General features: G+C 63.7%; 19 protein-coding genes. 12 read left to right on the top strand and 7 right to left on the bottom strand.

All coding sequences use genetic code 11. The features are described 5' to 3' along the window. The 3 genes from C481_RS04090 to C481_RS04080 form a co-directional block, all read left to right on the top strand. A partial coding sequence (locus tag C481_RS04090) for an aconitase family protein (protein WP_006107728.1) occupies nt 1-915 on the top strand: 915 nt, incomplete at its 5' end. Nucleotides 916-1,085: 170 nt separating this feature from the next. Further along, nucleotides 1,086-2,162 carry a M20/M25/M40 family metallo-hydrolase gene (locus C481_RS04085; protein WP_006107726.1) on the top strand — a complete coding sequence of 359 codons (1,077 nt, stop codon included), beginning with the start codon at nt 1,086-1,088 and terminating at the stop codon, nt 2,160-2,162. A 67-nt stretch (nt 2,163-2,229) separates the two neighbouring features. Continuing rightward, the gene (locus C481_RS04080; protein ID WP_006107724.1) at nt 2,230-3,150 is read left to right on the top strand and encodes a TIGR03571 family LLM class oxidoreductase; all 921 of its coding nucleotides are present in this window, start codon (nt 2,230-2,232) and stop codon (nt 3,148-3,150) included. Between the two features lie 35 nt (nt 3,151-3,185). On the opposite strand, the gene C481_RS04075 is transcribed toward C481_RS04080, so the two are convergent. Next, complete coding sequence (locus C481_RS04075) at nt 3,186-3,782, bottom strand: DUF7344 domain-containing protein (protein WP_006107723.1); 597 nt, start codon at nt 3,780-3,782, stop codon at nt 3,186-3,188. Between the two features lie 654 nt (nt 3,783-4,436). Between C481_RS04075 and C481_RS04070 the strand changes: the two genes are divergently transcribed. Continuing rightward, complete coding sequence (locus C481_RS04070) at nt 4,437-4,808, top strand: hypothetical protein (RefSeq protein ID WP_006107722.1); 372 nt, start codon at nt 4,437-4,439, stop codon at nt 4,806-4,808. A gap of 164 nt (nt 4,809-4,972) precedes the next feature. On the opposite strand, the gene solA is transcribed toward C481_RS04070, so the two are convergent. From solA to C481_RS04055, 3 genes are all read right to left on the bottom strand, one after another. Then, nucleotides 4,973-6,103 (bottom strand): N-methyl-L-tryptophan oxidase, encoded by a 1,131-nt coding sequence (gene solA, locus C481_RS04065; RefSeq protein ID WP_006107720.1) that lies wholly within the window; start codon nt 6,101-6,103, stop codon nt 4,973-4,975. 51 nt (nt 6,104-6,154) lie between these two features. Beyond that, nucleotides 6,155-6,664 carry a hypothetical protein gene (locus C481_RS04060; RefSeq protein ID WP_006107719.1) on the bottom strand — a complete coding sequence of 170 codons (510 nt, stop codon included), beginning with the start codon at nt 6,662-6,664 and terminating at the stop codon, nt 6,155-6,157. 122 nt (nt 6,665-6,786) lie between these two features. Continuing rightward, a complete protein-coding gene (locus C481_RS04055; RefSeq protein ID WP_006107717.1) occupies nt 6,787-7,266 on the bottom strand; it encodes an RNA-binding protein in 480 nt (159 codons plus the stop codon). Between the two features lie 271 nt (nt 7,267-7,537). Here C481_RS04055 and C481_RS04050 point away from each other — a divergent pair, with 271 nt between their 5' ends. From C481_RS04050 to C481_RS04040, 3 genes are all read left to right on the top strand, one after another. Beyond that, entirely contained in the window at nt 7,538-8,998 is a 1,461-nt protein-coding gene (locus tag C481_RS04050) for a metallophosphoesterase (RefSeq protein WP_006107715.1), read from the top strand. Between the two features lie 104 nt (nt 8,999-9,102). Further along, complete coding sequence (locus C481_RS04045; RefSeq protein ID WP_006107713.1) at nt 9,103-9,735, top strand: TMEM175 family protein; 633 nt, start codon at nt 9,103-9,105, stop codon at nt 9,733-9,735. An 89-nt stretch (nt 9,736-9,824) separates the two neighbouring features. Further along, a complete protein-coding gene (locus C481_RS04040) occupies nt 9,825-10,124 on the top strand; it encodes a DUF7562 family protein (RefSeq protein ID WP_006107712.1) in 300 nt (99 codons plus the stop codon). A gap of 32 nt (nt 10,125-10,156) precedes the next feature. Here C481_RS04040 and C481_RS04035 read toward each other — a convergent pair whose 3' ends face one another. The 3 genes from C481_RS04035 to C481_RS04025 form a co-directional block, all read right to left on the bottom strand. Beyond that, a complete protein-coding gene (locus C481_RS04035; protein WP_006107711.1) occupies nt 10,157-11,167 on the bottom strand; it encodes a DUF5787 family protein in 1,011 nt (336 codons plus the stop codon). Between the two features lie 103 nt (nt 11,168-11,270). Then, nucleotides 11,271-11,516, bottom strand: a complete 246-nt coding sequence (locus tag C481_RS04030; protein ID WP_241434648.1) for a hypothetical protein — start codon at nt 11,514-11,516, stop codon at nt 11,271-11,273. 167 nt (nt 11,517-11,683) lie between these two features. Next, a complete protein-coding gene (locus tag C481_RS04025) occupies nt 11,684-12,586 on the bottom strand; it encodes a winged helix-turn-helix domain-containing protein (protein WP_006107706.1) in 903 nt (300 codons plus the stop codon). A gap of 225 nt (nt 12,587-12,811) precedes the next feature. On the opposite strand from C481_RS04025, the gene C481_RS04020 reads away from it, so the two are divergent. Genes C481_RS04020 through C481_RS04000 form a run of 5 tightly spaced genes read left to right on the top strand, consistent with a single transcriptional unit; the run spans nt 12,812 to nt 15,831 of the window. Further along, entirely contained in the window at nt 12,812-14,041 is a 1,230-nt protein-coding gene (locus tag C481_RS04020; RefSeq protein ID WP_006107705.1) for a translation initiation factor IF-2 subunit gamma, read from the top strand. Between the two features lie 34 nt (nt 14,042-14,075). Continuing rightward, the gene (locus tag C481_RS04015) at nt 14,076-14,462 is read left to right on the top strand and encodes a PIN domain-containing protein (protein WP_006107704.1); all 387 of its coding nucleotides are present in this window, start codon (nt 14,076-14,078) and stop codon (nt 14,460-14,462) included. After that, entirely contained in the window at nt 14,463-15,032 is a 570-nt protein-coding gene (locus C481_RS04010; RefSeq protein WP_006107702.1) for a DNA-directed RNA polymerase, read from the top strand. A 2-nt stretch (nt 15,033-15,034) separates the two neighbouring features. Next, nucleotides 15,035-15,232 carry a transcription elongation factor subunit Spt4 gene (gene spt4, locus C481_RS04005; protein WP_006107700.1) on the top strand — a complete coding sequence of 66 codons (198 nt, stop codon included), beginning with the start codon at nt 15,035-15,037 and terminating at the stop codon, nt 15,230-15,232. 14 nt (nt 15,233-15,246) lie between these two features. Beyond that, entirely contained in the window at nt 15,247-15,831 is a 585-nt protein-coding gene (locus C481_RS04000; RefSeq protein ID WP_006107697.1) for a GTP-dependent dephospho-CoA kinase family protein, read from the top strand. Nucleotides 15,832-15,885: the final 54 nt, after the last annotated feature.

Below are 15,885 nucleotides of genomic sequence, written 5' to 3'. Positions count from 1 at the left end.
GAGGCAACCTGCGGTGCCTGTATCGGGATCGGCCACGTGCCCGCCTCCGATTCCATCTCGCTGCGGACCTTCAACCGCAACTTCGAGGGCCGCTCGGGAATCGAAGACGACAACGTCTTCCTGTGCTCGCCGGAAGTCGCCGCCGCCGCGGCGATCGCAGGCGAAATCGTCGACCCGCGCGACCTCGCCGAGGAAGCGGAAGGCCTCGAGGCCCCCGGCGTCGAACTCCCCGACGAATACGACGGCTCCAAGACGGACCTCATCACCCCCGACGAGGCCGTCGACGACGAACTCATCAAGGGTCCGAACATCGGCGACGTGCCGCTGAAGGACCAGCTCAGTGCCGACGTCGAGGGTGAAGCGCTGCTCAAGATGGAGGACAACATCACGACCGACCACATCATCCCCGCAACGCAGGACATCCTGATGTACCGGTCGAACGTCCCCAAGCTCTCCGAGTTCACGCTCTCGCGCGTCGACGATACGTTCGCAGAGCGCGCACTCGACGCCGACGGCGGCTTCCTCGTCGCCGGCGAGAACTACGGCCAGGGCTCCTCGCGCGAGCACGCCGCCCTCTGTCCGATGTACCTCGGCGTCGAGGGCGTCCTCGCGCAGAGTTTCGCACGGATCCACCGCGCGAACCTCTTTAACTTCGGGATCGTCCCGCTCCAGATCGACGAGGACACCTACGAGAACATCGACCAGGGCGACGACGTCGAAATCGTCGACGACGTCTACGACGCCGTCACGAGCGGGCAGGAAGAGTTCACCGTTCGCATCAACGGCGAAGACGAGTATACGGCGGTCCTCGACGCCTCCGAGCGCGAACGCGACATTCTCGCGGCCGGTGGCAAGCTCGCCTGGACGAAAGAACAGGCCGAGGGCGCAAGCGGCGCGGCTCCGGCTGACGACTGATCTGATCAGTCGGTTTGCGGACGTATTTTTTTGCACGCAGTGCTCGTGACCCGCTGAAGTATCTGTCTCGAAGGGCGAGCGCGCCCGAGTAGTCTGTTCGGACCTCGGTTTACCCGCTTCGTGTACGAGTGAATCTAAGACGTAAAGAGGCGAGTCGCTAACTAGGTACTATGGACGATCCTTCGCGTGATTTCCTCACCGAACTGCTCGAGACGCCCTCCCCATCGGGCTACGAAACCCGCGGACAGCAGGTCTGGGTCGACTACGTCGACCAGTTTGCGGACGACGTTCGAACGGACGCTTACGGGAATGCCATCGCAGTGCACGAGGGAACGCCCGACGTATCCGATGCACCCGAAATCGTGCTCGCCGGCCACGCCGACGAGATCGGCTTCATCGTCAAATCGATCGACGGCGACGGCTTCGTCAGACTGGGGCGAATCGGCGGCTCCGACCCTTCCGTTTCGAAGGGCCAACACGTCACGATCCACGCCGCCGACGGTCCCGTCGAGGGCGTGATCGGGCAGCACGCGATCCACCTCCGCGAGGACGAGTCGGAGACCGACATCGAGGACCTTTGGATCGACATCGGGGCCGAAAGCGAGGACGAGGCGCACGAACGCCTCGAAATCGGTGACCCGATCACCTTCTCTTCGACGGTCTCGTGGCTTTCCGAGACGCGTCTCTCCGGCCGCGGCCTCGACAACCGCGTCGGAACGTGGGCCGCGGCCGAGGGGTTCCGACAGGCCGTCGAGGCTGGAACCGACGCGACCGTCTACGCCGTCTCCACCGTCCAGGAGGAAGTCGGGTTCAACGGCGCACGGATGGTCGGGTTCGACCTCGAACCCGACGCCGTCGTCGTCGTCGACGTCGGTCACGCCGTCGACTATCCCTCCGCGCCGAGCGAGAAGACGAGCCGGATGGAACTGGGCGGCGGTCCGGCNGGTCCGGCACTCGGTCGCGGCAGCACGAACCACCCCGCCGTGTTCGACGCGCTGCGCTCGGTCGCCAACGAGCGCGAACTCGAGGTACAGATCGAGGCGCTCGGGGTCGGGACCGGGACGGACGCCGACGGCTTCTTCACCGCGGCGGGGGCGATTCCGTCGCAGGTGGTCAGCGTTCCGAACCGCTACATGCACACGCCCGTCGAAGTGATCGACACCGACGACCTCGAGGAAATTGCGACGTTGCTGGGTGCGTTTGCGAGCCGGGCCGACGAGTTCACGCCGTTCGCGGTCGATATCTGATCTGCACCCGAATCGGCGGCCTCGCGGACCGAAGCCGTCATCCGCCCGTGACCGATAGCTCGAGCGAATGCCGACTGGACACGAAAACGAGGGGTACCGACGGTTGTTCGAGACGGACGGACTCACGTTCGGCGCTGGATTTCCGCTTACCGGCGCGAACCGGTCAACGCCCGAGCCCGAAGCGGAGATTCGGCTCGCGAAACGCGCCGAGGCGGTCGGCTTCGACGGCCTCTGGGCGCGCGACGTGCCGACGTACTGGCCGAAATTCGGCGATGCCGGCCAGACGTTCGACCCCTGGCCGTGGCTCTCGCACGTCGCCGCCCACACCGACGAGATCGCGCTCGGCACCTCGAGTATCGTCCTCCCGCTTCGACACCCGATCCACGTCGCGAAGTCCGCCGCGACGGTCGACCGACTTTCGGACGGCCGGCTCGTCCTCGGGGTCGCCTCCGGCGACCGCGATCCGGAGTACCCCGCCTTCGGCGTCGACCGCGACGAGCGCGGCGCGCTGTTTCGCGACCACGTCGAAACCCTTCGCACGCTGTGGCGCGACGAGTTCCCCGAGCGCGAGGGATGGTGGGGCCGCCTCGACGGTGCACTCGATGTCGTGCCGAAACCGACGGCGGAGACGATTCCGCTGCTTCCGACCGGGAACGCCCGTCAATCGCGCGAGTGGATCGCCGAACACGGCGACGGCTGGCTGTTCTATCACCTTCCCGAGCGCACGCTGACGGACTACATCGACGACTGGCGAGAGGCCGCCGGAGAAAAGCCGTTCGCGATGGCCGTCCGCGCTGAACTCGCGGACGACCCGACGGCCGGTCCGGAGCAGTTACACCTGGGCTACCGGGCGGGCACCGAGTGGTTCCAGGACTACTTCGGACGGCTCGCCGAACTCGGCGTCGACCACGTTATCGTCTCCATCGAAAACGACGATCCGGAGCGGGGAATAGAGCGGTTTGCGGCGGCGATTATCGACGCGGACTGAGCGGGACACCTGCTCTATTTGCTGGCAGGGCTCCATCACTGCTCGCGCAATTCGTCGTATTCGAGTTCAACGTCCGGCGACGAGGTGCGGATCCGAAGGTGGTTCCGGTGGGCGTAGTATCGGTGGGCGAGCGCGAAGCCGCCGAGGGTGATGACGACGAGCCCGGACCAGGCGGCAGCCGGGAGTAGCGAAAACGGGACGATATCGAGGAGCGATCCGGCGAGAACCACGGTGACGAGTGCTGTCAGTCCAAGATAGTAGTCGTTCCAAGGTATCTTTCGTCCGTGCACGATGTCCATATAGATCTCGACGTTCTTGAGTGCCGGCGTCGGCTTGACGGTCCCTCGGTCGCGGTCGAACTCGAGGACGCCGGCGTTGTCCATCTTCGGCAGGTGGGACTGTTGAAGTGCCGTGTAGACGCGTTTGCGGTCGCTACTCGAAACCTCGTCGAAGGCGAGGTCGTCTTCGCTGGCGGCGATCGACTGTGAGAGAGCCCCAATATCGATCCGTTCGTCCCGGTAGATGAGCGTCTGAAGGATGTGCCGTCGACGGCGGTTTGCCAGTAATTCGAAGAGTTCGTCTTCGGTGAGTTCACCGTGTGCTGACTCCGGTTGTGGGACCTGTCTCTCCATCACGAGTTCTACTCCGACCCCCGCATCAGTTAGAGAGTCTACATTTCCCTAGATAAAACTATCTATCGAAGAGAGAGTCCGGAATTCTTTAAGAGAGCAGACGGTGACTGGTCGATGGATCAGGAACGCTGTGCTTGCATTGGGCCGTCACGTAGCGGAACGTAGTGATCGTCCCTGTCCGTCGCCGTCGATCAGGATACTCTCGACAATTTCGAGGTCGTGTCAGGCAGAGAGAATCTATTTGCGACGGGAGCGGTTCCTCGCCACGCAACGGTTCGAGGTGGGAGCGTTCGAGCGATCGTGTCGTTTCGACACCGAGACCGCATCAGCGTCAGGGATCGCCGACTTGACCGGTCGGCTTCGGAGTCGTCTGTCACGCGCGAATGAGGGGGGTGAAATCACGGATTGTGCGCAGAGAACGAAAGTCAACGCCAGCAATACTCGGTTCCGGTGATGGAAGTCTCACATTTCGACTCGTCGGTACCGCGGTCAACGGTCGTATTACAATGACCCCACGACCGTTCGGCGTTCTCGTAGAGCTAACGCACGGAGTGGGCCAACGGTGTGGCATCCGCCCGCCTCACCGTTCAAGCGGGTGTCTCGACCGGTCCAGCCGTGCGTTCGGCAGCAACTACAATCGATATGCTCACTGCTATGCACGAAGACGGACGCACGTCGACAGAAGACGGGACCGACACCGATCAAATTTCACTCTACGTCTACGAGTTCGAGACCGATGAACTCGTGGACGCGATCTACGATGCCGAATCGGTCGTGATTCCCGACGTCGGTGATCGCGTTTCGTTCGTCGAGGCCCGCGCGGACGGGGATCTCGATACGGAATCGGTCAGTTACCAGGAGCGCTCCGACGGGGAGACGTACGTCGTCAGACAGCGCGAGATCACCTACATCTCGGTCGACTACGACATCGATGGACTTCAACAGAGCGACGCATTGGTTTCCGAAGTCAAACTGTGGGTGAGCACCGAATACGCGGACCGAGAGCCGGGTCGGACTGCTCAGTGACAGACGGGCGCGCGGCAAACGGCAACTGTCGCATGACGGTGACGAACGTGATACGCTAGGGTGATGTTTCGGGGTGATCGTCGCTGACGGCACCGCCATCAGATAGGGAGACGGGTGAGAGTGATATCGACGTACTTCGATCCAACTGGACCGGGAGGCGTCGATCAAAACCGATCCAGCGCGAACATACCGATCTCGTGGTCCGTCTCGCCCTCGAGCGCCAGATCGGCCATGATCTCGCCGACGACGCTGGCGAACTTGAATCCGTGACCCGAGAAGCCGGCCGCGACCGATACCTGCGGATGCGCAGGGAGGGTATCGATCACGAAGTGATCGTCCGGCGTATTCGTGAACAGACAGGTCTTCAACCGCATCGTCGGTCCCGCCCCCGCCGGGAAGTACTGCTCGGCGAACTCGCGCAACAGTCGCTCGTCGGCCTGCGTCGGTTCGCGTTCGAAAGCGTCGGGATCGACGATCTCCTCGCGGTGGTTGTACCGGCCGAACTTGAATCCGGGAACCCCGTGAACCGGAAACCCGTAAAACCGCCCCTCGGGAACTTGCAGGTTCCAGACGGGGAACGCCTCGGGGTCGAAGGCGGCGGGTTCTTCGGGCTGGAGCCAGGCGAGCACCTGGCGCTCGGGGACGGCCAGCCCCTCGAGTTCGTCGATGAACTCGGCGGCCCACGCGCCCGCGGTGACGACGAGTTCGTCTGCCTCGTAGGCGCGGTGGTCGGTTTCGACGCGGACGCCGTCGTCGTCGGTCGGTTGCCAGTCGACGACGCGTTCGCGGGCGCGGACGGTCGCGCCGTGTCGGTGAGCGCGGTCGACGTGGGCGACGATACACTCCTCGGGAACGAGAAAGCCGCCGTCGGGCTGGTAGACGGCTTCGTAGTCTGTCGGGAGTCGATAGCCAGGATAGCGGTCGGAGAGTGTCGCGCTCGAGAGGACCTCGTGGTCGAGGTCGTGGTCCTCGCAGGAGCGCGAAGAGCCCTCGACGAGCGGGTCGCCGCGCGGACCGGCGTCGATGGAGCCGGTGCGGTACAACAGCCGACGGTCGTGGGCGGCCTCGAGTTCGGACCACAGTTCGTCGGCGCGACGGAGCAGCGGGACGTAGGCCGGGTGTTCGTAGTAGGCGAGACGGAAGATGCGAGTGATGCCGTGCGAGGACCCGTAGCCGTGGGGCACGTCGTAGCGTTCGAGGCCGAGAACGTCGACGCCGCGTGCGGCGAGGTGGGCGACCGTTGCGCTTCCCATGCCACCGACGCCGAGCACGATAACGTCGTACCGGTCTGTCATGCGCGGTGATACGACGGGGGTGTCGAAAATCCTTCTTCACTGTCTCACCAGTTACCGGGAGTCTCGTGCTCGCTCGCGGAGGTGGTGCTGTTGGCGACGTTCGCTGACGTGGGCGAGGCCGTCGGCCAGTTCGTCTCGAACGGCCGTTTCGAACGTCTCGACGTCGGTGAGAAATTCCGCGGAGAACTCTTCGACCAGTTCGTACGACCACTGGTCGTTGATCGCGCCGGCGGGGAGGTGCTCGTCGCGAAGCTGGTTGGCCCACTCATCGTGGCCGGCGTTTCGAAGTTCGGCTTCGGCGTCTTTCATGCGGTCCATCGCGTGCCCGAGTTGGTGGTGGAACTCGAGGAGTGCGCCGTAGGAGCGATGGAGGTTCTCGATGCCGAGTTGGAGATCGTGGAGGGCGTCGAGTTCGTTGTCGGTGAGGTCGAGTTCGAACGCGGGATGAGTGTCGTTCGGGGACGTGTCTGTGGCCTCGTCCGAGGCGGCGTTTGTGTCCGCGGCTGTGTCGGTGGTGTCAGTTTCGGACCCGGAATCACGCGCGTCGTTCGGTGTCGGCATAGCTAGCCGCCCCACGAATAGAACCAAGAGCGTTGTGGGCGCAAGTGAGGGGAGCGCCCGGCGTTCCGTTGGAGAACGGCGGCTTCGCCGATTCTCGTGCGATTGCGGATGCGTCCGGTCGTCTACGCCGTGAACTCGTACAACTCGTCGCCGACGTGATGTAGCGAGTCGACGACTTTCCCCTCGTTACCGGCCATCTCCGCGCCCTCGACGCGCGCCCGGCCGACGGCCAGCACCTTGCCGTGGGTTTCCTCCGCGATGACGACCAGATCGTCCGGTGAGATGTCCTCGGTGGCCTCCGTGATTCCCGGCCGCATCACGTCGGCACCGTCGCTGACGAACGAGATTGCGCCGGTATCGACCGTCACGAGTCGTCGATCGGGTTCGTAGGCGTTCGCGCCGCGAACCGTCAGGAACGGTTCCTCGCCGAAGAAGGCGACCCGAGGCTCGCCGTCGATCAGGATGACTTCGCGATCCGCATCCTCGAACTCGACGCGCTCGTAGGCGTCGCCGTCGAGGGAGACGCCCAGTTTGTCGGACAGATCCGTTTCGAGTTCGGAAACGTCGTCGCTGCGAAGGTGGTGACGGGATTTAACTTGCATACCCGCCCTACCTGCTATACCCATTTAACGCAATAGGTTTAGTGCGGTGATTCGCCGTCTCCGTCGGGATGTTGATGGCGCACATGTCGTCAGCCATCTTCTCGCAGACATCGTCGAACTCCCGGGGAGAATCGGGATAGCTGTCGGCCGGCTGCACCGCCAGCCCATCGGCGAACGGGGACAGGGACAGACCAACTGCCCCGAGGCGTGCTCGGAGATATCGGGGAAACCACTATCCTCCCGTGGCTGGTAGTACCCCGGACCGCGTTCGATGGCCAGCGAATACGTCTTCATCAGCGACCTCCACATGGGCGGTGACGAGCAGCTCACGACACTCGATTTCGAGGCGGAACTGCTCGACTTTCTCGCTGAACTCGAGGAGCGCGGCGGCGACGTCGAGCTGATCATCAACGGCGACGCCTTCGGACTCTGGGAGTACGCCGAAGTGACGGGAACGGCGAAGCTCGACCGGGTGATAGACGACCACCCGCGCGTCTTCGAGCAGTTCCGCGCGACCGGCGAGGTGATCGACATTACTCTCATCCCGGGCAATCACGACTACGACCTCGCCTGCTATACCTCGTACATCGACCGCCTTGCGGCGTACAACATCGCGCTCGAACCGGCGGTTTCGATCACGCGCGAGGTCGATGTCGCCGGCGGTGACGGGGACGAAACGCCGCGAATTTGGATCGAACACGGCCAGCAACACGACGCGAACAACCGGATGCCGGACTGGGGAAATCCCGACGCGCTCCCGGTCGGGTACTTCGTCGTCCAGCGGATCGTCGCCGCCGCCGGCCGTTACTCCGGGCGAGCCAGAGGGGACTGGCTTCGCGACATCCAGTCGGTCGCGCCGATGGAGGAGATTCCGCGCTGGCTCCTTTCGAACTACTTCTACCGGGAGATGAGTCCGTATCTGCGAGCCGTCGTCGTCCCGCTGTTGCTGTTTTTCAACATCACGCTCCTCTACCTGTTCGGGACCGTCCTCGAGGTGGTGGGGATCCTTCCGTCGGCGTTTTTCACCGATAATCCCGTCGTCCACGCACTCGGTATCGGCGCGGTCGTTCTGGAGTTCATCGTCGCGATCAACAGCGTCATTATCGCGATTCTCCTGTTGCTCGCGATTCCGCTGTGGCTGTTCAGACGCGATCTCAGACGGACGCTGGATCGCTTCGGGATTATGCTGTCGGGCGTCCGTGTGGGGCAGGGGGACGAACCCTTCTTGCGCGCGGCAAGGGACGTTCTCGAGGCCAATTCTGATGTCGCCGTCTTCGTCTACGGGCACACGCATCGGGCGTCGCTCACTCGGTGGGGTGACCGACTGGTCATCAACACCGGGACCTGGCTGAAAAAGCTCCAGCACGTCGAGACCTGGTTTTCGCGGCTTCCGGGCATCTACTATCCCTCCTTTCGTCTGAACTACTTCCGGATCTTCCCCGAGGGAGATCAGATTGTCGTCGAGTACGAGGAGATAGAGACGGACCAGTCGCTGGATCTTACCCGCTTTCAGCGACTGGTCGCGCGCCGTCCACCGGCGGCGGAACCGATACCGTCGCGAACGGTGATCGACCCGAACGGGACGCTTGAGATGCCCGATGGCACGTTCGAGCGCGATTCCGACGCTGGCACTGATGTTGACGCCAATTCCGGGAAACAATTCGCGACCGTCGACGGAAGCGACAGCGACCGTGCAGACGCCACCGACCGGACGAGCGAGGAACGCGACTAGTCCGGTCCGTCGAGTGGGTACCGTCTCGCCCGATTGTCAGGTGGATGCGGCCGGTCACGGCGGCGGGGATGGCTATTCAGCACCTCGCGTCGAGAGATACCGGTATGGTCAGGGTACTCAGCGGCGAGGGAACGGATCGAATGGAGGGGCTGAGCGACGGCGTCTTCGCGATCGTTCTCACGCTCCTGGTGTTGCAGTTCGAGGTTCCGGACGTTCCCGCGTCGAGGCTTCCGGCGGCGGTCGGCGACCAGGAGACGTTGCTGGTCAGTTACCTCCTGAGTTTCGTCGTCGTCGGTCTCTACTGGATTATCCACCACAACGTCTTTCAGTCGATTACCGATCACGACCGCGTGCTACTGTGGCTGAATCTTCTGTTCTTGCTCTCGATTTCGTTTCTCCCGTATCCGACGGAGATCATCGGAAGCTACGGGACGCAGTTCGCCTGGACGGTGTACGCCATCAATTTCGTCCTGGTTGGCGTACTCATGACGAGCATCTGGGCCTACGCTGCCCGCGCCGGATTTACGGACGACCGGATCGACGAGCGGGATGCGCGACTGGTCACGATCCGCGGGCTCATCTCGCCGGCCGTGTTCGTGCTCTCGATCATCGTCGCGACCAGCAGCCTCTCGCTGGCGTTTTTCACGCCGCTGCTAATCATCCCGCTACAGTGGGTGTGGGTCCGGTACTATCAGCGACGGACGGGCGCATCAAACGTCTTCCAGGACGCTGAATAGTCCCGAGTGAAACCGATTGACTGACCGGACACTCGCGTCCGAGCGAACGTGTGACAATTGCTAAGTAACCACATGGCCTTCTCGTACCTATGTGGCCATGGTCCTCTCGCTTCCGTACCGCGACGGTCACGTGTCTCGCCTGCGGCGATAACGTCTCACGGTCGACCGCCCGCGAGTACGACAAATACGGCGACCGATGGGACCGCACGGACAAAGCGTTCGAACACCTCTGTCCCGACTGTCACACCGACCTCTGTCACCACCCGCGCGATGAACTCGAGGACCTTCTCGTCGAACTCCGCGCCGGCGAGGAGGAGACGGAGACGTTTCTCGAAGGGTATCTCGCTGCTGTCGAGGACCGCTATGGCCGCGTCGAAGAGGAATCCTGACGCCACGTTTCGGCGTCGGACAGCTACCGTCCTCAGCCGAATCGGTCGAGCCCCGACTGGCGGCGGCGCTTTCCGGCGGGATTCCGACGCCAGGCCGTCCGCCTATCGCGTTCGGCCTCGAGTTCGACGTCGGAAGCCGGTCCGGAATCGTAGCCGGGACAGGACGGTCCGCACTCCGAGTTCGCGTCGACGAGTCGGTCGCGCCACTCGCAGTACGGCAGCGTCGCGCCGTCCGAATCGGTCGGCGTGCAGGCCTCGCAGTCGGGAAAGTCGTACGTCCGCCAGCCCTTGCCGTAGGCTCGTTCGGCGAGTCGGCGGCGTGCCCGGGCCTTCGCAGTCGCCGTTACGGGTTCGATTGCCGCGTGACCGGGCTCGAACGCGAGCGGTTCGATACCCGACTCGTCGGTCGGGAGCGGCGTCGGTTCGCGAACGACCTCGATTTCGATCTCGGCTGCGGCCGGACCCGAATCCGTGCGGTGAACGCGCCAGACGCCGACTTCGTCGGGAATCCGATTCAGGTGCGCTCGCGTGACGTAGCTCTCCGTCGCCAGCACGACCTCGTCGACCAGCGCGAGGCTCACGTCCGTGCGCAACTGCGCCTCGAGATCCCCCGGTCGGCCGAGATCGGGCTTGTTCTCGATGCCGACGATGCGGTCGTACCAGTCGGGATAGCGCGCGACCTGTCGGACGAACTCGCGGCCGTTGCGGCGTTCGCGCTCGAAAAAGCCGACCTCGCAGGCCCGGTCGATCGCCCGACGCGCGCGGTCCGGGTGACAGTCGAAGGCGCGCTTCCAGTAGCGGGCGCGACCGGGACCGACAGCGGACTCGATGGCTGCGTCGGGGATCTCCTCGCTCGTGATCGCCGCGCGGTCGTCGAACTCCGGCCCGGGTTCGACACAGACCACGTCGAGAATCCGACCGCCGGGATCGGCGACGCTCCCGCCGAGTTGCCGGGCCACGAGTGCATCAGTGCTCGCAACCGGTTGCTCGCGGGACTGCTCTAGGTGCGCACAGAGCGCGAGTTCAAATGCGAACTCGGTCACGAGGGATCACTCGTACTGTGGGTGGCGAGCGAGAAAAGGAGTCGGATTCGCGGTTACTGCCGGCCGTTCGTCGGTTTGAGCGGAGCATCGGGCGGTACGCCGATTACGCGACGAACCGGTGTCTCACCCGTCTGACGACGAGGAGGCTTGCGACGAACGGGCCGACACCGCCGAGGAACACCGCGAGAACGACCAAAGTGGGGTGGTCGCCGATTACGGTGACGATCGTGAACGCGATAAGGGCCGATGCGACGAGCAGGAACGACAGCCCGAACGCGATACCGGCGGCCGCGAGAAGACCGTACCCGAGAAGCGGATCGATCGGACGAGGGGCGATCGGTGCGTGCATCATCTCTCGTTTCGATCGAGGCGTCGCTCGCCAATGAGTGTAACCTGAAAAACATTTCAGTACGGGCGCTAACTGAAATCCGTTTCATACGGACTGCTGTAAGTCATTTCCGACGCAACCGCGGATCGTCTTGCGGTTGCGCCGGGAAATCGTTACAGCAGACCGTATCAGTCGTCGACGGTACGAGTCTCCAGCACCTCGAGATCGCCGTTCATCGTCACCCGCAACTCGTTGCCCGCGAGCGGAATCCGAACCTCGAGTTCGAGCGGGTCGCGCGAGACGAGCCGAGTGAACTCGTCGGCGACGCACCACGGCAGCGTCCAGTACGGCCGCTCGTCGAGCGAGACGCCGCGCTCGCGGTGGAACGAGACGACCGCGGAGTGATCGAGCAGCCGGAGGCCGGCGGCCGAGCACAGCGTGTGTTCACACTGGCGACACTCGTGGTCGACGCGGAGGTTGACGCCGAGACAGCAGTCGTCGTCCTCGACGATGTGTGTCTCCATGCGCCCGCTGCACTCCGGACAGACGCCGTCGGCGGCCAGACAGTGGAGGTGGCGAACGCGCTGGTCGAACGCGTCGGCGATCTCCGCTCGCGTTCGGTCGGTCAGCCCGCCGGGCGGGAACGCGTACTCGCCGTGTCCGTGGCCGCAGTCGACGCAGGTGATCGCGAGCCGTTCGTCCTCGTAGCTCGCGGCCAGCGAACTTCCGCAGGTGACACACTGGCCCGCCACGGGGAACGGTTCGATCGACGGGTGTTCGTTGAACGACCCCGCGATCACCGAGCGGACGACCTTCTCGCCGGCGTGTTTGAACGCGTAGCCCTCCGCTTGCTGGGTGACGAAGTGCCCCGTGAGCTTTTGCAAGTGGTAGTTGAACTGTGCGGAGTCGCGCATGCCGACCTCGCGACGCAGCGTCGAGAACGAAACGGGCGACTCGTCGGCGGCCCACAGGGCTTCGAGAATCGACAGTCGAACGTCGTTGGCGATCAGTGCGAACGCTTCCGCGGGATCGAGACAGTCCGTGCATTCGAGGACGCTCTCGCGCTCGCCCGTCGTATCCGGCTTGCTCATACCCGCTCGTATGCGGGCAGTATGCAAAGTAGTTCGCTCAACGCCGTTTTTGTATATTTACCTATATGAATGCGGGAGATGTGCATGCAGGCACCCAGTCGAGCCGAAACGAGTCCGAGACAATGACACTCAGGAATGCGACCGTCGACGCGGTAAAGACGCCCTCAGAACAGTAGGTTTATCAATCGCACGGGGGAAGCCCTATCTAAGATTACTCATCGTCTTATGGCAGGAACTCAACAACCGGAGGTGAACATCGGGCTCGTCGGCCACGTCGACCACGGCAAGACGACGCTGGTACAGGCCCTGAGCGGCTCGTGGACGGACCAGCACAGCGAGGAGATGAAGCGCGGAATCTCCATCCGCCTCGGCTACGCCGACGCGACGTTCCGCGAGTGCCCCGACCGGGACGAACCCGAACGGTACACCGTCGAGGAGGAGTGTCCGGACGGCACCGAGAGCGAGCCGCTTCGAACCGTCTCGTTCGTCGACGCCCCGGGTCACGAAACCCTGATGGCGACGATGCTCTCCGGCGCATCGCTGATGGACGGGGCCGTGCTGGTCGTCAGCGCCAACGAACCCGTGCCACAACCGCAGACCGAAGAGCACCTGATGGCGCTCGACATTATCGGCATCGAGAACATCGTCATCGCCCAGAACAAGATCGACCTCGTCGACTCTGAGCAGGCCCGACGAAACTACGAACAGATCCAGGAGTTCGTCGAGGGCACCGTCGCCGAGGACGCCCCCGTCGTCCCCGTCTCGGCCGGCCAGGAGGTCAACATGGACCTGCTGATTCAGGCAATCGAAGAGGAAATTCCGACGCCGGAACGCGATCCCGACGCCGACGCCCGAATGCACGTCGCCCGCAGCTTCGACATCAACAAACCAGGGACGACCGCCAGCGACCTCACCGGCGGCGTCCTCGGCGGCAGCCTCGTCGAAGGTGAACTCGAGTCCGATCAGGAGATCGAAATCCGCCCCGGTCGCGAGGTCGAAGAAGGCGGCCAGACCAAGTACGTCCCGATCGAAACGACGATTCGCTCGCTGCAAGCCGGCGGCGAAACCGTCGACAGCGCCACACCCGGCGGCCTGCTCGGGGTCGGCACGGGACTCGACCCCGCACTGACGAAAGGCGACGCCCTGGCCGGTCGAATGGCCGGTCCGCCGGGCTCGCTGCCGCCGACCTGGCAACAGTTCACGATGACCGTCGACCTCCTAGAGCGCGTCGTCGGGAGCGACGGCGGCGAGATCGAAGAGATCAGCACCGGCGAACCGCTGATGATGACCGTCGGAACGGCGACGACCGTCGGAGCAGTAACGAGCGCCCGCGAGGGCGAGTGCGAGGTCAACCTCAAACGCCCCGTCACCGCCGAACCCGGCGCGAAAATCGCGATCAACCGCCGCATCGGCGCTCGTTGGCGGCTGATCGGCCTCGGAACGCTCCAGGAGTAGCACCGATAGCGAACCACTACACGACACGATCACGATGAGCACCCGGGTGGCCCTCGATACGAGCGCGCTGATGATGCCAGTCGAACTCGACGTCAGACTGTTCGACGAACTCGAGCGGCTCCTCGATGCGTTCGAACCGACGACGCCACAGGCCGTCATCGAAGAACTGCGCCGCCTCTCCGAAAAGGGCGGCCGCGAAGGCACCGCCGCGAACGTCGGTCACGACCTGGCGACCGAGCGCTGTCTCGTCGTCGACACCGAGGCATCCTACGCCGACGACGCGCTGGTCGAACTCGCCCGCGAGGGCGCGGTCGACTACGTCGTCACGAACGATCGACCACTACGCGATCGGGTACTCGAAGCGAAGAGACCGGTAATTGCATTACGCGGGAGAAACAAGTTAGCGATCACTCAACCATAGATGTACAAACGGGTTAGATTGAAGGATACGGTGGAGGTACCGCCGGAGGAGCTCGGCGACGTGTCGCCGACGCTCGTCAAGCGACTGCTACAGGACAAACTCGAGGGACGCATGGACGAGGAAGTCGGCAGCATCGTCTCCGTCACCGAGGTACGCGATATCGGTGAAGGGACCGTGCTTCCGAACCGCCCAGGTGTCTACTACGAGGCCGATTTCGACGCCGTCACGTTCGACCCACAGATGCAGGAAGTCGTCGACGGAACCGTCGTCGAGGTCGTCGAGTTCGGCGCGTTCGTCGGGATCGGCCCCGTCGACGGCCTGCTTCACGTCTCTCAGATCAGCGACGAGTATCTGGCATTCGACGCCGAGAACCAACAGCTCGCCTCGAACGAATCGAACCGCACGCTCGGTGTCGACGACGCGATTCGCGCCCGCATCGTCACCAAAAGCATCGACGAGCGCAACCCACGCGACTCGAAAATCGGGCTGACGGCAAAACAGCCCGGCCTCGGCAAGCACGGCTGGCTCGAGGAAGACCACGAAAAGCGCGAAGCGACCGCAGGTGAGTAACAATGGCATCCGACCGTCTCGTCTGTCGCGAGTGTCACCGGGTCAACGATCCGGACAGCGAGACCTGTGACGCCTGTAACTCCTCGTCACTGACGGAGGACTGGGCCGGCTACGTCGTCATCGCCCACCCCGAAGACAGCGAGATTGCAAGCGAAATGCAGGTCACCGAGCCCGGCGCGTACGCGCTCAAGGTTCGGTAATCGCTCCATCCGCCGTGACACCCGACGATAGCAATTCGACCGACGCCAGCGAACGCGACTACGAAGAGCTCCTGGTGTTACCAGCGGAACTCCGTCACGAACTCAAAGAGCCGATGGGGCCGATCGAAACCGACGCCGATCGGCTTCTCGAAACCGTCGACGGCCCACTCATCACCGTCGGCGACGTCGTCACCTACCACCTTCTCGCGGCCGGCCGCGTTCCCGACGTTGCGTTCGTCGACGAACGAACGAAACGCGACGCCGTCGACGAAAAAATCCGCGAGACCGTCGCTACCGAACCGACCCACGAAGTCATCAATCCGCCGGCTGAACTCTCTGGCGACGTGATTCGCGCGCTACGGGAGGGGCTCGCGTCCGACGAGCCCGCGACGGTGCTGGTCGACGGCGAGGAGGATCTAGTTGCGGTCCCCGCAATTGCCGCCGCGCCCGAGGGTGCAAGCGTCGTCTACGGCCAGCCCGACGAGGGGATGGTCCACGTGACGGTGACCGCCGAGCATCGCGCGGAGATGCGCGTTCTTCTTGAACGCTTCGACGGCGACATCGAGCGGTTCTGGGAGTTGCTGGGAACTCGATCGTAAGATCGGAGAATCGACCACACGAACTCTCCTTTGGGCTTCAAATTACGATTCACG

It is taken from the genome of Natrialba asiatica DSM 12278 (assembly GCF_000337555.1).
GTDB classification, from domain to species: domain Archaea; phylum Halobacteriota; class Halobacteria; order Halobacteriales; family Natrialbaceae; genus Natrialba; species Natrialba asiatica.
The sequence above is the reverse complement of the archived record's forward strand: the minus strand, read 5'-3'. Positions and strand labels throughout refer to the sequence as shown.

Bases quoted from the DNA above. Each gene is read 5' to 3' on its own strand.
- C481_RS04030 (WP_241434648.1), bottom strand. From the start codon at position 11,516: ATGCACGCACCGATCGCCCCTCGTCCGATCGATCCGCTTCTCGGGTAC.
- C481_RS04025 (WP_006107706.1), bottom strand. From the start codon at position 12,586: ATGAGCAAGCCGGATACGACGGGCGAGCGCGAGAGCGTCCTCGAATGC.
- C481_RS04050 (WP_006107715.1), top strand. From the start codon at position 7,538: ATGGCCAGCGAATACGTCTTCATCAGCGACCTCCACATGGGCGGTGAC.
- C481_RS04010 (WP_006107702.1), top strand. From the start codon at position 14,463: ATGTACAAACGGGTTAGATTGAAGGATACGGTGGAGGTACCGCCGGAG.
- C481_RS04045 (WP_006107713.1), top strand. From the start codon at position 9,103: ATGGTCAGGGTACTCAGCGGCGAGGGAACGGATCGAATGGAGGGGCTG.
- C481_RS04015 (WP_006107704.1), top strand. From the start codon at position 14,076: ATGAGCACCCGGGTGGCCCTCGATACGAGCGCGCTGATGATGCCAGTC.
- C481_RS04020 (WP_006107705.1), top strand. From the start codon at position 12,812: ATGGCAGGAACTCAACAACCGGAGGTGAACATCGGGCTCGTCGGCCAC.
- C481_RS04060 (WP_006107719.1), bottom strand. From the start codon at position 6,664: ATGCCGACACCGAACGACGCGCGTGATTCCGGGTCCGAAACTGACACC.
- solA (WP_006107720.1), bottom strand. From the start codon at position 6,103: ATGACAGACCGGTACGACGTTATCGTGCTCGGCGTCGGTGGCATGGGA.
- C481_RS04055 (WP_006107717.1), bottom strand. From the start codon at position 7,266: ATGCAAGTTAAATCCCGTCACCACCTTCGCAGCGACGACGTTTCCGAA.
- C481_RS04070 (WP_006107722.1), top strand. From the start codon at position 4,437: ATGCACGAAGACGGACGCACGTCGACAGAAGACGGGACCGACACCGAT.
- spt4 (WP_006107700.1), top strand. From the start codon at position 15,035: ATGGCATCCGACCGTCTCGTCTGTCGCGAGTGTCACCGGGTCAACGAT.
- C481_RS04075 (WP_006107723.1), bottom strand. From the start codon at position 3,782: ATGGAGAGACAGGTCCCACAACCGGAGTCAGCACACGGTGAACTCACC.
- C481_RS04080 (WP_006107724.1), top strand. From the start codon at position 2,230: ATGCCGACTGGACACGAAAACGAGGGGTACCGACGGTTGTTCGAGACG.
- C481_RS04040 (WP_006107712.1), top strand. From the start codon at position 9,825: ATGTGGCCATGGTCCTCTCGCTTCCGTACCGCGACGGTCACGTGTCTC.